Source organism: Kitasatospora sp. NPDC097605, from assembly GCF_040302725.1.
Taxonomy (GTDB): domain Bacteria; phylum Actinomycetota; class Actinomycetes; order Streptomycetales; family Streptomycetaceae; genus Kitasatospora.
In genome coordinates, this window is record NZ_JBEOSF010000009.1 from 125,443 (window position 1) to 139,859 (window position 14,417).

A 14,417-nucleotide genomic window follows, 5' to 3' on the forward strand; every position below is an offset into this window, starting at 1 on the left:
GAACCATGGCACGCACATTCAACGGAAGGGCGAGGATGAGGAAGAGCGGTGCCCGGCACCTGGCCGTCGGACTGGCGCTGTTGGCGGCCACGGCGACGGCGTGCACGTCCTCGCCCGCCCCGGGCCCGCAGCCGAGCGGCCCGGCCTCGGGGAGCGCGCAGACCACGGTCGGCGCGCCGCCCGCGCCCACCGGGCAGCCGGGGGTGCTGCGGATCCTCGCCGGCAGCGAACTCCAGGACATGGTGCCCGTGCTGGAGGAGGCGCAGAAGGCCACCGGGGTGACCGTGCAGTTCTCCTGGACGGGGTCGCTGGACGGCGCGGACGCGGTGGCCGGGGGCAACGCCGACGGCAAGTACGACGCCATCTGGTTCCCGTCGAACCAGTACCTGCGCCTGTACGACAAGAGCAAGGAGAAGCTGCTCTCCGAGACGCCGATCATGGCCTCGCCGGTGGCTTTCGGGATCCGCACCTCGGTGCTCAACGACCTGTCGTGGGGCGACGGTTCGAAGGTGACCTGGGGCAACCTGGCGGAGGCGGCGTCGGCCGGCAAGCTGTCCTACGGCATGGCGGACCCGTCCCGCTCGAACTCGGGCTTCTCGGCGCTGGTCGCGGTGGCCTCGGCGTTCTCCGGGGCCGGCTCGGCGCTGACCGACGCGGACGTGCAGAAGGCGGCGCCGCAGCTCAAGCAGTTCTTCACCGGGCAGAAGCTGACCTCGGGTTCGTCCGGCTGGCTGGCGCAGGCGTACACCCGGACGGAGCAGGGCTCGATCGGGGCGCTGGTGAACTACGAGTCGGTGCTGCTGTCGCTGGACAAGACGCTGCCGGCCGACCAGCGGCTCACCGTGGTCCGTCCGACCGACGGTGTGATCTCCTCGAACTATCCGCTGACCCTGCTGAGTTCGACCCCGCAGCGGGAGCGCGACTCGTTCCAGCGGCTGACCTCCTACCTGCTGCAGCCGGAGGTGCAGAAGCGGATCTCGGACCTGACGCTGCGCCGTCCGATCGTGCCGGGCGTGGCGCCGGCGACCGGGCTGCCGACGGACCGGGTGCACGAGTTGCCGTTCCCGGGCACCAAGGCGGTGGCGGACGGGCTGCTGTCGGCGTACCAGAACGAGCTGCGCCGCCCCTCGCGGACGGTGTACGTGCTGGACACCTCGGGTTCGATGGCCGGGCAGCGGCTGGCCTCGCTGAAGTCGGCGATGGGCCGGCTGACCGGCTCGGACGACACCCGGGGGACGCGGCGGTTCCGGGACCGCGAGGAGGTCACGCTGATATCGTTCGCCTCCAAGGTGAAGTCCAGGAAGACCCACTCGGTGCCACCGGGCGGCGCCGCCCAGCAGGAGCTGGCGGCGATCAACGGGGACGTCCAGGCGCTGTCGGCGGACGGCGGGACGGCGGTCTACTCGTCGCTGGAGGAGGCCTACCGGGTGATCCAGCAGCAGCAGTCGGCGACGAAGGACGACCGCTTCACGTCGATCGTGCTGATGACGGACGGGGAGAGCAACGAGGGGGCGACGGACCAGGACTTCCGGGCCTTCTACGGCGGGCTCCCGGCGGCGCAGAAGTCGGTTCCGGTCTTCCCGATCCTGTTCGGTGACGCGGCGAAGGGGCAGTTGCAGGGCATCGCGGACCTGACCGGGGGCAAGCTGTTCGACGGGACGGGCTCGCTGGACGGGGCGTTCGAGGAGATCCGTGGCTACCAGTGATGGTGGCGGCGGGAGTGCCGGGCGGGGCGACCGGGCCTGGGCCTATCTGACGTCCACCCGCCACCTCGTGGCGGGCGGGTCGAGCGTGGTCGTCGGGGTCGGGACCTTCCTGCTGCAGGCTCCGACGGCGCTGCCGCCGCTGCTCGCGGTGGGCTCGTACATCGCGACGGTGACCCTGTGGCCGCAGCGGCCCCGGGACGAGGACCCGCCGGACCCGCAGGAGCCGCCGGGGCCGCCGGGGCCGCCGGGGCCGGACCCGGTACCCGGCCCTCCCGGGTCGCCGTCCGCGCGGATCGGTTTCAACCCGTTGCCCCCGCCGGCGCACGGGCGCACGGGTTTGGGTCCTGCCCGGGCCGGGGCGGCCGGGCCGCCGAGGCCGCCGGCCGCGCCGGAGGGGGCACCGGCCGCCGCCGCGCCGCGGTTGTGGCCGCGGTTGGAGGAGTTGGCTGCCTTCGTCGGTTCGGCGCCGCTGCCGCCGTCGTCGAACGTGCCGGGCCTGCTGGTGCGGCTGCGCACGGCGGGCCCGGGGCCGACCACGGAGCCGATCGTCCACCGTCGTCTGCCGCTGGCGGTGGACGGCTACCTGCGGGCGCTCACCTGGCAGCCGTGGGTGCCGGACGGGGCGGACCCGGCGGCCGAACTGGCCCGGGCGGTGGACGAGATGGCGGCGCTGGTGCCGGCGTCCTGAGCTCCTGAGCTCCTGACCCCCTGGCCTCCTCCTGGCCTCCTCCTGGCCTCCTGACCGACGCGTGCGACGACGCGGCCGGCCCCCGTCCGAGCGGACCGGGGCCGGCCGCGTCAGCCGTCCAGGGCGCCGGCGAGTTCGACCCGGCGGCGCACGCCCAGCTTGCGGAAGCTGTTGGTGAGGTGGGTCTCCACCGTACGGACCGCGAGGTGGAGCATGGCGGCGATCTCGGCGTTGGAGTGTCCGGCCGCGGCGAGGCGGCAGATGCGCCGTTCGCTGTCGGTGAGGGCCTCCGCGCCGGCGTGGTCGGCGCGGCCGATGCGGGCTCCGGAGTCGCGCAGCGCCTCCAGGGCGGCCGCCCGGTGGCGGACGGCGCCGAGGCGTTCGGCGCGGCCGGCGGCGTCGCGCAGGGCGCGGCGGGCGGCTCCGCGCCGTCCGCCGTCGCCGAGCAGGCGGCCGTAGGTGATCAGGGCGGGGATGAGTTCGGTGTCGATCTCGGCGGTGCGCAGCAGGTCGACGGCTTCGGCGGCGAGGTCGAGGCCGTGGCGTCCGCCGGTGGCGGCGGCGAGGGCTCGCAGGGCGCGGCCGACGGTGCGGGGGGTGCCCCAGACGCGGGCGAGGCGCAGTTCCTCCTCGGCGAGGGTGACGGCGGGGCCGGGTTCGCCGAGGCGGAGGTGGCATTCGGCGGCGGCGGAGCGCCAGGGGGTGACGATGGGGCTGCGGACCTGGCGTTCGCTCTGGCGGCGGCCGCATTCGAGGAGGTCGGCGAGGGCTTCGGCGGGTTCGCCGGAGGCGAGTCGGAGCAGGCCGCGGGCGTAGAGGTATTCGTTCCACTCCCAGGAGTCCTGGGCGCGGTCGGCGGCGACGGCGCGGGCGAGGCCGTGGGCCTGCCAGAGTCGGCCGGTCTCGATGAGGGCGAGGACGCTCTGGGCGACGAGGTGGGCGTTCTGTTGGCCGAGGAGTTCGGCGTAGCGGCCGGGGGCGGTCTCGTCGGGGGTGGGGGCGGCGGCGGTCCACCAGGAGGGGCCGATGGCGGTGTCGGGGTGGCCGGGGGCTCCCCAGGTGCGCGTGCGGGGCGGTCCGGGTGGTCCCCAGGGGGTGGCCGGGGTGGTGGCCGGGGTGGTGGGGGCGGTGAGGCCGTAGTCGTCGAGCAGGGCCTGGTACTGGCCGCGCATGATCCTGGTTTCGGCGCGGACGCTGAGCAGGCATTGGTAGCCGGGTTCGAGGGGGCCGCCGCGGTAGTCGGCGAAGCCTCGGGCGACGATCTCGTCGGCCTGGTCGAGGAGGTCGGCCCATTGGGAGAGGGTGGCGAGGGAGACGAGCAGGTAGGAGCGGCAGAGCGGGTCGACGGGTGCGGTGTCGAGTTCGCGGATGCGTTCGACGACCTCGGTGGCGGAGAGCAGGCCGCTGGTGGCGTCGAATTCGGTGAGGAGGGAGAAGGCGGGCGGGGCGAGGCGCTGGGGGGTGCGGGTGGCGAGGCGTTGGACGCCTTCGACGACCTGGAGCCAGCTGCGGCCGTCGTGGGCGGCGATCTGGGCGGTGGCGGCCTGGACGGCGTGCAGGACGTCCTCCTGGTCGACGAAGCGGTGGGCGAGTTCGTCCATGAGTTCGAGGGCGGCGGCGGTGTCGCCGCGGGTGGCGAGGACGGCGCCGAGGGTGTTGGCGGCGCGGAAGACGCCTTCGTCGGACTGCTGGAGGTGGACGGCTTCGGCGAGGTGGCGCAGGCCGACGGTGCGTTCGGCGGGGCCGAGGGTGACTTCGAGGCTGCCGAGTTCGGTGAGCAGCAGTCCGCGCTGGCGGTCGCCGAGGGGTTCGGCGAGGAGGCGGCGCAGCAGGGCGGCGGCGTCGGCGGGGTGGTCGTTCTCGGCGGCCTTGCGGGCGGCGCGGCGCAGGGTGTCGGAGGCCCAGCGGGGGGTGGGGGCGGGGGTGAGCAGGAGGTGGCCGGCGACGGTCTCGTCGGGGGCGCCGGTGCGGTGGAGGTGTTCGGCGGCGGCGAGGTGGACTTCGGCGCGGTGGCCGGGGGTGTGGCCGGTGAGGACGGCGTCGGCGAGCAGGGGGTGGGCGAAACGGGGCCAGTGGCCGGGGCCGGGGGTGTCGAGGTGCTGGTGGAGGGTGAGGTGGGCGAGCCAGCCGGCGAGTCGGCCGGGGTCGGTGGCGGTGAGTTCGGCCAGCAGGGGGACGGGGTCGAGGGGCGGGGTGCCGGGGGTGGGGACGGTGTCGGCGGCGGGGTGTTCGCGCATCCGGGCGAGGACGCGGGCGGCGGTGACGGCGTGGTCGCCGGCGCCGCGCAGCCAGGCGTCGACGGCTTCGGTGAAGGCGCCGCCGGGCAGGGCGCCGCAGTGTTCGGGCAGGGCGGCGGGCAGCGTGCGGGGCGGGGTGCCGGCGGCGGCGACGTCGGCGAGCAGTGCGGTGAGCAGCAGTGGGTTGCCGCCGCTGGCGCGGGCGCAGTCGGCGGCGAGGCCGGGGGGTGTGTCGGGTCCGAGGTGCTGCCGGGCGGTCCGGACGGCGGCGGGGGTGCCGAGCGGGGCGAGTCGCAGGGTGGTGGCGAGGTCGGGGGTGAGGTCGCGGGTGAAGTGGCCGGGCGGGGTGTCGAGGGTGGCCTGGCGGTGCTCGGTGGCGATGAGCAGGGCGGGCAGCCGGTCGATGCGGCGGGCGACCTGGCGCAGCCAGCGGCGGGAGGGTTCGTCGGCGAGGTGGATGTCGTCGACGGCGAGCAGCAGGGGGTGGTGGGTGCCGTGCAGGCGGAGCAGGGACCAGAGGGTGGCTTCGGCGGTGTCCGGGTCGCCGGCGCCGCTGTCGGGGGCGGGGCGGGCGGGCGGCACGGTGCCCCGGGTGGCCTTGGCGTAGGGGCCGGAGGGGGTGGGGCCGGTGTCGAAGAGTTGGCGGGCGGCCGCGTAGGGGGTGGTGCTCTCCTCGGTGGAGCAGCGGGCGCGCAGCACGGTGGTGCCGTCCTCGGCGGCGCGGTGGGCGGCCTCGGCGAGCAGCGCGGTGCGGCCGGTGCCGGTGGCGCCGGTGATCAGCAGGACGTGTCCGGTGCCCCGGCGGGCGGCGCCGGCCCGGTCGGCGATCTGCCGTAGCTGCGGTTCGCGTTCCGCGAGGTGGGTGGACGTCGTGGTGATCATCCCCGGTTTCCCTTCTTTCCCCTTCTGCCCTTCCCGGCCACCCATCGGTGTCCGAAGGGGCAGTGTCCGCCGTTGTACCGGGAAATCGGCTTGACGTGCTAACCACGTGTTACCGGTGAGTCCGGTTCTCGCCGTGGTGTGAGGGACCGGTGTGGGCCCGGGTGGCCCGGTGGAACGGCCCGGTGGGGCGAGGTCCGATCGTCGCACGGGCAGGTCAGCCGCCCTTGTGACCACCTGGGGTACCTGGGACGTTGCCCCCGTCGATCGGCGGGGACTGCCCGGCGGGCCCGATCTCGTGGTGGACCACGATGGCCGGGAGCCTGCCCGGGCGGGAAGCATGGTGGGAGTTTCCGGGGCACGGGCAGCGCTCCCGGATCGCCGTCGAAACGGCCGGCCGTCCCGGGTGGGGCGCAAACGCCCTGAGGTTCGGGGTCCGCCGGGTGGCCGGGCCGGCTTCTCCAGGAGGGGGCCAGATTTGACTGTTCTGCACACCGAGTACGACCGCCGTGGTACGGCGGTAAGGGCTTCGGCGTCCACCGCTCGAACGGTGGCTCCGCAGCGCACGGCGGCCCGCGCGGTCGCCGTGGCGGGGTCCGCGTCGGGCACGGCCGCGGTGGCGGCCGTCCGTCCTCAGGCGTCCGCCGCCGGGGCGGTCCGCGGTACGGCGGGGGCGGCCCGGCCGGTCGCCGCCGCCGCCGCCCGTACCTCGACGGTGCCGGTCGCCGTCCAGGCCGCCGATCCGCTTTCCCGGGCGGGTGCGGAGGCGCAGCTGCGCCGTTTCCCGGGGCTGGCGGTGGTGGACCCGACGGGTGCGGCCACGCCGGGCACGGTCACGGTGCTGGTCGCCGAGTCGGCCGACGCGGCCGCGACGGCGGCGCTGCGCCGCCTGGTGCGCGGGGCCGGGCAGCGGGTGGTGCTGGTGGTCGAGCGGCTGCGCGAGACCGAGTTGATGGAGGCCGTCGAGTGCGGGGTGGCGGCCATCCTGTGGCGCCGGGAGGCGACGCCGGAGCGGCTGGGCCGGGCGGTGCTGGCCGCGGCCCGGGGCGACGGTGACCTGCCGGCGGACCTGCAGGGGCGGTTGATCGCCCAGGTGGGCCGCTTGCAGCGGTCCGTGCAGGGGATGCCGGGGCAGGCTCCGGCGGGCCTGTCGGAGCGGGAGTCGGATGTGCTGCGGCTGGTCGCGGAGGGGTGGGACACCGGGGAGATCGCGGCCCGGCTGTCGTACTCGGAGCGGACCGTCAAGAACGTGCTGCACGGTCTGACCACCCGTCTCCAGCTGCGCAACCGGGCGCACGCGGTCGCCCACGCGGTCCGTGAGGGGTACATCTAGAGCCGGTCGGATCCGGTACAGGGCGGGCAGGTGCGGAGGTACAGCACCTGCCCGCCCGCGTCATGAACGAGTCGCCAAGATCTCACTTGCTGGACAGGTTCGGGGGCTGTCCTTCGGGGTGACGGCACGGCACACTTCTACGCGCGTACTTCTACGCGCGTCGCCGAGCCCCGCTCCGCAGTCCCCACGGGAGAGTCGTCCAATGTCCCTGAACCGCCGTGACTTCGTCACCCGGTCCGCCGCCACCGCCGCCGGCGCCGCCCTCGCGAGCGGCGCCGCCTTCGCCGCCGCCACCCCCGCCGCGGCGGCCGGACCGGACGAGGCCCGCGCCAAGGGGCGCACCAAGCGCCAGGCCTTCACCGTGATGGGCACCACCGACCTGCACGGCCGGGTGCTCAACTGGGACTACTTCACCGACGCGGTCTACGCCGACAAGGCGCACAACGAGGTCGGCCTCGCCAAGATCTCCACGCTGGCCAAGCAGGTGCGCGAGGAGAAGGGCTGGGACCGCTGCCTGCTCATCGACGCCGGTGACACCATCCAGGGCACCCAGCTGACGTACTACTACGCCCGGGTCGAGCCGATCGCCACCGACGCCGACACCGCGCCCGAGCACCCGATGGCGCTCGCCATGAACACCATGGAGTACACCGCCGCCGCGCTCGGCAACCACGAGTTCAACTACGGCATCGACACCCTGCGCGCCTACGAGGAGCAGCTGGACTTCCCGCTGCTGGGCGCCAACGCGCTGCACGCCCGCAACGACAAGCCGGCCTTCCCGCCGTACGTGATCCGCAAGCTGAAGCTGGGAACCGGCCCGGCGCTGAAGGTCGGCATCGTCGGCCTGACCAACCCGGGCATCGCGATCTGGGACAAGGCCAACGTGGCCGGCAGGATGACCTTCCCGGGCATCGTCGAGACCGCGAAGGCCTGGGTGCCCAAGGTCAAGGCCGCCGGCGCGGACGTCGTCGTGGTCGCCTGCCACTCCGGCATGGACGAGGCCACCTCCTACGGCGACCAGCTGCCCTGGCCGGAGAACGCCTCGGTGGCGCTGGCCGAGCAGGTGCCGGGCATCGACGCCGTCCTGGTGGGCCACGCGCACAAGGAGATCGCGCAGCGCCTGGTCGTCAACAAGGAGACCGGCAGGACCGTCGTGCTCTCCGAGCCGCTGATGTGGGGCCAGCGCCTGAGCTGCTTCGACTTCGAGGTCGAGTTCGACAAGGGCGCGTGGAAGGTCGTCTCGCTCTCCTCCCGGGTGCTGAACTCCAACACCGTCGCGGAGGACCCGGAGATCGTCGACCTGATGACCGAGCAGCACAAGAAGGTCGTCGCCTACGTCAACCAGGTGATCGGCACCGCCAGGATCGAGCTGTCCATCGCGGACGCGCCGTTCAAGGACACCCCGATCATCGACCTCATCGGCAAGGTGCAGGCCGATGTGGTCCGCGCCGCGCTGGCCGGCGGCCAGTACGCCGGGCTGCCGGTGCTCGCCCAGGCCGCGCCGTTCAACCGCACCGCGAGGATCCCGTCCGGCCAGGTCAAGCTGCGCGACGCGGCCGGCCTGTACATCTACGAGAACACCCTGGAGGCCCGCCTCCTGACGGGCGCCCAGATCAAGGACTACCTGGAGTTCTCGGCGAAGTACTACACCCAGCTCGCCCCGGGCGCGCCGGTCGACCGGGCCACCCTGACCAACGCGCAGAACACCCCGGACTACAACTACGACGCGGTGTACGGCGTCTCGTACGACATCGACATCGCCCAGCCGGTCGGCTCGCGGATCGTCGGCCTCTCCTTCGAGGGCAGGCCGATCGACCCGACCGCCCGGTTCGTCCTCGCGGTCAACAACTACCGCGCCAACGGCGGCGGCAACTTCCCGCACGTCGCGGCGGCCCAGCTGCTGTGGGCCAACTCGGACGAGATCCGCAACGCGATGATCGCCTGGGTGAAGGAGAAGGGCGTCATCGACCCGGCGGACTTCTTCACCGAGTCCTGGCGCCTGGTCCGGGCCGGCCAGCCGGTCTTCTGACCCCCGGCGCCGCCGCGCCACCCGCAGGAACAGCCCCGGACGCCCGGGGCTGTTCCCTTCCGCATCCGGCCCCGGTTGGCCTGGGCCGGTGCGGACCACCGCCTGCTGGCCCCTGGAGGCCCCGCCCCCGGACGACGTGCCGGCCGAGTTCCGCGAGCCCTGCGCCCGCATCGGCCGTGACCTGCGGCGCCTGCCCGCCGGCGCCCGGCTCCCGGACGGCCTGCGCTGGGAGCTCTCGGAGGACCACTGCACCGGGTTCCTGCTCGGGCTGGGCGGCGCCCGGGGCCGCTGTTCGCCCACGACACCGACCCGTACCTGCCGCCCGGGCCGCTCACCGCGTACGTGGCCGAGCAGGTGCAGGACCACCTGGCCGGCCATGAGTTCGTCCAGTGGCCGGCCTGCCCCGGCCACTCCCACCCGCTGGTGCCGGCCGCGGACGGCGCCGACGCCGTCTGGCGGTGCCGGACCTCCCGGCGCCCGCTGTTCCGCATCGGCGACCTGCCCGCGGGCCCCTGAGCGCTACTCCGCCAGGCGGGCCAGCTCCTCCATCGCCCCGCGCTCGGTCCGGGCCAGCTCCTCCAGCAGGCGGCCGGCCCGCTCCAGCGGCGCCCGGTCGACGGACTCCCCCGCCGCGGCGACGAGCCGGGCCACCTCGGTCCAGCCCGCCGCGGCCTCGGCGTAGCGGTCGCGGGCGGTGCGCACCCGGGGGTCGCCGAGCAGGTCGGCGCACTCACCGAGGAAGTCCCGGTAGAGGTTGCGGAACAGCGCGCCGCCGGTGCCGGCCAGCTCCATCAGCCGGGCGGCCTGGGGCAGTTGGCGATCCGGCCGCTCGGCGCGGGCCAGCCAGCCCGGCACCGCGGCGGCGGCCCTGGCGATGCCGCGGTGGCCGAGGTTGGCGATCGGCGGGTGCAGGAAGGCCGCCGCGCACGCCGCCATCGCGGGCACCACCAGGGTGCGCGGGTCGGGGAGTTCGCCGCGCCTGGCGAGCGTGAAAGAGCGGTTGCGGGCGGTCATCGGGCCGCGTTCGGCGCGCGCCGCCGCGAGCGAGGCCAGGCTGGTGGTCACCGCGCCGCCCTGCTGCGCGGTGTCCACCAGACGGGCGTTCTCGGTGTCGTAGCCCTCCATCGCGACCACATGGCCGCCGAAGTGCGTCCTGGAGGTGAAGTACTCCAGGTGGTAGCTGTCGAGCTGGAGCCCGACCGGGCGCCCGGCGTCCAGTGCGCCGGCCACGTTCTGCCAGGCCCGGCGGGCGGAGCCGGTCTCCCGGACGTCCAGGTCCAGCCCGAGCCGGGCGGCCAGCGCGCGGGTCAGCTCGAAGGGCTTGACCCGGCCGCCGAGGAACGGGAAGTCCATGCCCTTGGCGTCCCAGTAGATGAACGACAGCCCCGCCCCGAGCCCGAACAGCATCGGTTCGGACAGCTCGACGCCCTCGTGGCGCAGCAGCACGCCCAGCGCCGTCGTCTCGCAGTGCTTCCCACCGCGCGGCTGCGTCATGCCGCCTCCTCCGTCCGTTCCTCGACCCGGACCACCAGCCGGGTCGTCCACTCCTCCGCCGGGGCTTCCCCCGGTCCGACCAGGTACGCCTCCCGCACCGGCGCCAGCGGCCGCAGCCCGCGCTCGTGCACGGCGGCCAGCAACGCGTGGTAGGCGAGCGGAAGTTGGGCGTAGGGGCCGTGGTGCACGGTCTCCACCGCCGGCCCGCCGGGCAGCACCTCGCGCTCCAGGCCGTCGGGCAGCGCGTCCGCCCCGCCCGCCCCGCCCGTTTCGCCCGTCCCGTCCGGGCCCGTCGTCTCGGCGCCGACCGCGATCCGCATGCCCTCGGCGAGGTCCAGCGGGAACAGCCCCCACAGCGGGGGCCGCCAGGGCGTGCCGTCCAGGCCCGCCAGCAGCCGGCCGACGCACCCGCCGATCCGCTCCGCCAGCTCGCCCGGTCCGGCCACCGCCCGCACGACGGCGAGCCGGCGCTCCGGCTCCCGCCCGAGGGTGATCTCGTACCCGGGCAGTCCGCCGCCGTCCGCGAGGCGCTCCAGCAGCTCCAGCCGGGCGCGGTCGCGGGTGATCCGCTCGGCGACCCGGTCGCGTTCGGCGCGCAGCAGGCGGGCCCGCTCCGGCTCGGCGGCCGCCAGGGTCGCGCCGATCACCGCGAGCGGTACGTCGAGTTCGCGCAGCAGGGCGACGGTGAGCGCGTCGCGGGCCTGCCCGGGGGCGTAGTAGCGGTAGCCGGTGGCGGGGTCGACCCGGTCCGGGCGCAGCAGGCCGGTGTCGTCGTAGTGGCGGAGCTGTTTGACGCTCAGCCGGCAGAGGCGGGCGAAGCGCCCGATGGTGAGGTGGTCGTCCCGTGGGACGTCGTCTGGGTCTCGCACGGCCCCATCGTGGACCCTCCCTCCGTGGGAGGGTCCACTCGGCGCCTCCCCCGGCCGGGGCGGCCGGTCGGCGAGACGCTGGGACATCTTCCCGAGACAGCGGGATATTCAGCCGCGCGCCGGGCCTGCCTACCGTTGATCACGTCACCGAGAGCACGGCCAGTCGAGAAGTTCGAGAAGTCGAGAAGTCGAGAAGGAGCAGTCCCATGCGCGCAGTCACCCAGCGGTCCTTCGGCGGTCCCGAGGTCCTGGAGGTCGTCGAGGCCGAGCGGCCCGCCCCGCTCGGCGGCGAGGTGCTGGTCCGCGTCCACGCCAGCGGCGTCAACCCGGTGGACGCGGCGGTCCGTTCGGGCGTGTACCCGCTGCTCGGCGAGCCGCCGTTCGGGGTCGGCTGGGACATCTCCGGCGTGGTCGAGCAGGCCGGTCCGGGCGCCCGGTTCAAGGCCGGCGACGAGGTGTTCGGGATGCCGTTCTTCCCGCGCGCCGCCACCGGCTACGCCGAGTACGTGGCGGTGCCCTCCCGCCAGGTGGCCCGCAAGCCCGCCTCGCTGGACCATGTGGGGGCCGCCGCGCTGCCGTTGGCCGCGCTGACCGCCTGGCAGGGCCTGGTGGACGCGGCGGGGCTGGCCGAGGGGCAACGGGTGCTGATCCACCGGGCGGCGGGCGGCGTCGGCCACCTCGCCGTGCAGATCGCCAAGGCGCGCGGCGCGCACGTGGTCGCCCTGGCGAGCGCGCCGAAGCACGACTTCGTGCGCTCGCTGGGCGCCGACGAGGTGCTGGACTACCGCGAGGAGGGCTTCCTGGGGCGGGTCGGCCGGGTGGACGTGGTGTTCGACTCCTCCTCGCAGGGCACCGCCTCGCTGGAGGTGCTGGCGGCGGGCGGCGTGCTGGTCTCGATCATGGAGCACTGGAACACCGGGCTGGCCGCCGAGGTCGAGGCCGCCGGGCGCCGGTTCGCGGGGGTCTCGGTGGAGCCGGACTACGCCTCGCTGGAGGCGATCGCCCGGCTGGTCGACGAGGGCCGGATCCGTCCGCACGTCGCCGAGACCTTCCCGCTGGAGGAGGCCGGCAAGGCACACGAGCTGATCGCCACCGGCCGCACCCAGGGCAAGATCGTGCTGACCGTCGGCTGAGTTCCGTAGGGTTCTCGGGGACGGCACGGCGACCGGGGAGGGCATGTGGACATCCTGACCGAGGCACTGAGCTCGATGCGCACGGGGCAGCCCGCCTCCGTCCGCACCGAGGGGCGGGCCCCGTGGGGGCTGCGGCTGCCCCCGGTCGTCGGCGCCGGCTTCCACGTGGTGCTGTACGGGACGTGCTGGCTGGTGCCGCTGGAGGAGGGGAACGCGCCGATCGCGCTCAGCCCGGGGGACGTGGTGTTCCTGCGCGACGGGCGCGGCCACATCCTCGCCGACCAGCCGGGCACCCCGGCCGTGTACGATCGCGCCTCGCAGTTCCGGCCGTCGCTGCCGATCGGCACCCTCAGCATCGGCGGCGAGGGGCCGCGCACCAGCCTGCTGTGCGGCAACTACCACCTCGACCAGGCGCGCCCGCACCCGCTGGTGCGGCAGCTGCCGGCGATCGTCCACCTGCAGACCCGGCACGGCCGGCACCCGGAGCTGAGCGCGGCCGTCCAGCTGCTCGGCGCCGAGCTGGAGAACCCCCGGATCGGTTCGACCGGCATCGTCCCGGCGCTGATCGACTCGCTGCTGCTGTACATCCTGCGGGCGTGGTTCGAGGAGCAGCCGCCCGCCACCGCGGCCGGCTGGGCGGCGGCGCTCGGCGACTCGGCGGTGGCCCCGGCGCTCACCGCGATCCACCAGGCGCCGTCGACGGCGTGGACGGTGGAGTCGCTCGCCGCCCGGGCCGGGCTCTCCCGGGCGGCGTTCGCGCGCCGCTTCACCTCGCTGGTGGGCGAGCCGCCGATGGCCTATCTGACCCGCTGGCGGATGACCACGGCGGCCCGGCTGCTGCGCGAGTCGGAGGCCCCGCTCACCACCGTCGCGGCGAAGACCGGCTACGGCTCGGAGTACGCCTTCGCGAAGGCGTTCAAGCGGGAGTTCGGCCTGGCGCCCGGCGGCTACCGCCGGGAGTCCCGGGCGGCCTGAGCCCCGCCCGGCTCACCCGCCGTCCCCGGCGCGCAGCAGTTCGCCCTTCCGGGCGTCCCCCGGCGGGGCGGAGGACTACCCCTCGGCGACCGCCTCGCGCACCGCCGGGGCGATCTCGTTCGCCCAGCGGCCGAGGGTGAGCGGGTCCGGGGAGCCGTGGTCGGCGGCGAAGAGGGTGAAGCCGGAGGCGCCGTGCTCCAGCACCGCGCCGGTCAGTTCGGCCACCCACTGGTCCACCGAGCCGCCGAGCCAGGTCCGTTCGCCGTCCCGGGTCGCGGCGAGCGGGCGGTCGGTGATCTCGCCGGGGAGGTTGTAGACGGTGCGGATCTCGCGCGGGTCGCGCCCGACGGCGGCGGCCGCCTCGTCGATGACCGGCCGCGAGGTGCGGTAGCGCTCGCTGAGCCAGTCCGCCGCGTGGCCGGGGATCCAGCCGTCGGCGACCCGGCCGGTGACGGCCAGCGACTTGCGGCCGTTGGAGCCCGTCCACACCGGCGGCGCGGCCACCGGGGCGGGCTCGATCCGCCGGACGCGGTAGTGCCGGCCCTCGTGGGTGACCGGCTCGCCGCCGCCGGACAGCCGCTTCACCAGGACGATCGCCTCCTCGAAGGCCTCCACCGCCTCGCCCGGGGTGAGCCGCTCCACGCCCAGGTCGGCGATCCGGTCCCAGAGCCCGCCGGCGCCCATGCCCAGCACCACCCGCCCGCCGGAGAGCGCGGACAGCGAGGTCACCGCCCGGGCCAGCAGCGGCGCGGGCCGGCTCGGCAGGTTGGTGACATTGGCGAAGCCGCTGATCCGCTCGGTGCGCCCGAGCAGGAACCCGAGCGCGGCGTACGCGTCCACCCGTCCGCCGAGGTAGGGGTGGTCGGACAGCGAGAAGTGGTCCAGCCCGTCCCGGTCGGCCTGCTGGACGACGCTCAACAGCTGCCCGGTGTCGGCGATATCGCCCGGCGCGCCGAATCCGAAGACGACGGTACGACTCATGTTCCCTTGCCCCCAAAGCAGAAAAGAGTTGCAGTTCGCGGCACGAACATATTAGTTCGCGCCACGAACTGCAACCCCTCGGGCTCGACGGCC

General features: G+C 74.9%; 11 protein-coding genes. 7 read left to right on the forward strand and 4 right to left on the reverse strand.

Annotated features, from left to right (window positions below; genetic code table 11):
* Nucleotides 1-35 precede the first annotated feature (35 nt).
* Nucleotides 36-1,706 carry an extracellular solute-binding protein gene (locus ABTX81_RS13255; RefSeq protein WP_350543938.1) on the forward strand — a complete coding sequence of 557 codons (1,671 nt, stop codon included), beginning with the start codon at nt 36-38 and terminating at the stop codon, nt 1,704-1,706.
* The gene (locus tag ABTX81_RS13260) at nt 1,693-2,394 is read left to right on the forward strand and encodes a hypothetical protein (RefSeq protein WP_350543941.1); all 702 of its coding nucleotides are present in this window, start codon (nt 1,693-1,695) and stop codon (nt 2,392-2,394) included. Before ABTX81_RS13255 ends, ABTX81_RS13260 begins: the two co-directional genes overlap by 14 nt.
* Nucleotides 2,395-2,504: 110 nt before the next feature.
* Here ABTX81_RS13260 and ABTX81_RS13265 read toward each other — a convergent pair whose 3' ends face one another.
* On the reverse strand, nt 2,505-5,513 hold the full coding sequence (locus ABTX81_RS13265) for a helix-turn-helix transcriptional regulator (protein WP_350543944.1): 3,009 nt from the start codon (nt 5,511-5,513) through the stop codon (nt 2,505-2,507).
* 712 nt (nt 5,514-6,225) lie between these two features.
* Here ABTX81_RS13265 and ABTX81_RS13270 point away from each other — a divergent pair.
* The 3 genes from ABTX81_RS13270 to ABTX81_RS13280 all read left to right on the forward strand — a co-directional run bounded on the left by ABTX81_RS13270 (nt 6,226) and on the right by ABTX81_RS13280 (nt 9,388).
* A complete protein-coding gene (locus ABTX81_RS13270; protein ID WP_350544159.1) occupies nt 6,226-6,843 on the forward strand; it encodes a helix-turn-helix transcriptional regulator in 618 nt (205 codons plus the stop codon).
* A gap of 202 nt (nt 6,844-7,045) precedes the next feature.
* Nucleotides 7,046-8,872: a bifunctional metallophosphatase/5'-nucleotidase gene (locus ABTX81_RS13275; protein ID WP_350543946.1), complete on the forward strand. Its 1,827-nt coding sequence runs from the start codon at nt 7,046-7,048 to the stop codon at nt 8,870-8,872.
* Nucleotides 8,873-9,214: 342 nt separating this feature from the next.
* Entirely contained in the window at nt 9,215-9,388 is a 174-nt protein-coding gene (locus ABTX81_RS13280; RefSeq protein WP_350543948.1) for a cupin domain-containing protein, read from the forward strand.
* A 3-nt stretch (nt 9,389-9,391) separates the two neighbouring features.
* On the opposite strand, the gene ABTX81_RS13285 is transcribed toward ABTX81_RS13280, so the two are convergent.
* Both ABTX81_RS13285 and ABTX81_RS13290 read right to left on the reverse strand, forming a co-directional pair.
* Nucleotides 9,392-10,366 (reverse strand): BtrH N-terminal domain-containing protein, encoded by a 975-nt coding sequence (locus tag ABTX81_RS13285; protein WP_350543951.1) that lies wholly within the window; start codon nt 10,364-10,366, stop codon nt 9,392-9,394.
* On the reverse strand, nt 10,363-11,235 hold the full coding sequence (locus ABTX81_RS13290) for a MerR family transcriptional regulator (RefSeq protein WP_350543953.1): 873 nt from the start codon (nt 11,233-11,235) through the stop codon (nt 10,363-10,365). The genes ABTX81_RS13285 and ABTX81_RS13290 overlap by 4 nt, the downstream gene beginning before the upstream one ends.
* Nucleotides 11,236-11,441: 206 nt before the next feature.
* Between ABTX81_RS13290 and ABTX81_RS13295 the strand changes: the two genes are divergently transcribed.
* Both ABTX81_RS13295 and ABTX81_RS13300 read left to right on the forward strand, forming a co-directional pair.
* The gene (locus ABTX81_RS13295) at nt 11,442-12,368 is read left to right on the forward strand and encodes an NADP-dependent oxidoreductase (protein WP_350543955.1); all 927 of its coding nucleotides are present in this window, start codon (nt 11,442-11,444) and stop codon (nt 12,366-12,368) included.
* A gap of 45 nt (nt 12,369-12,413) precedes the next feature.
* On the forward strand, nt 12,414-13,343 hold the full coding sequence (locus tag ABTX81_RS13300; protein WP_350543957.1) for an AraC family transcriptional regulator: 930 nt from the start codon (nt 12,414-12,416) through the stop codon (nt 13,341-13,343).
* A gap of 75 nt (nt 13,344-13,418) precedes the next feature.
* On the opposite strand, the gene ABTX81_RS13305 is transcribed toward ABTX81_RS13300, so the two are convergent.
* Complete coding sequence (locus ABTX81_RS13305) at nt 13,419-14,324, reverse strand: LLM class flavin-dependent oxidoreductase (RefSeq protein WP_502892766.1); 906 nt, start codon at nt 14,322-14,324, stop codon at nt 13,419-13,421.
* Nucleotides 14,325-14,417 lie beyond the last annotated feature (93 nt).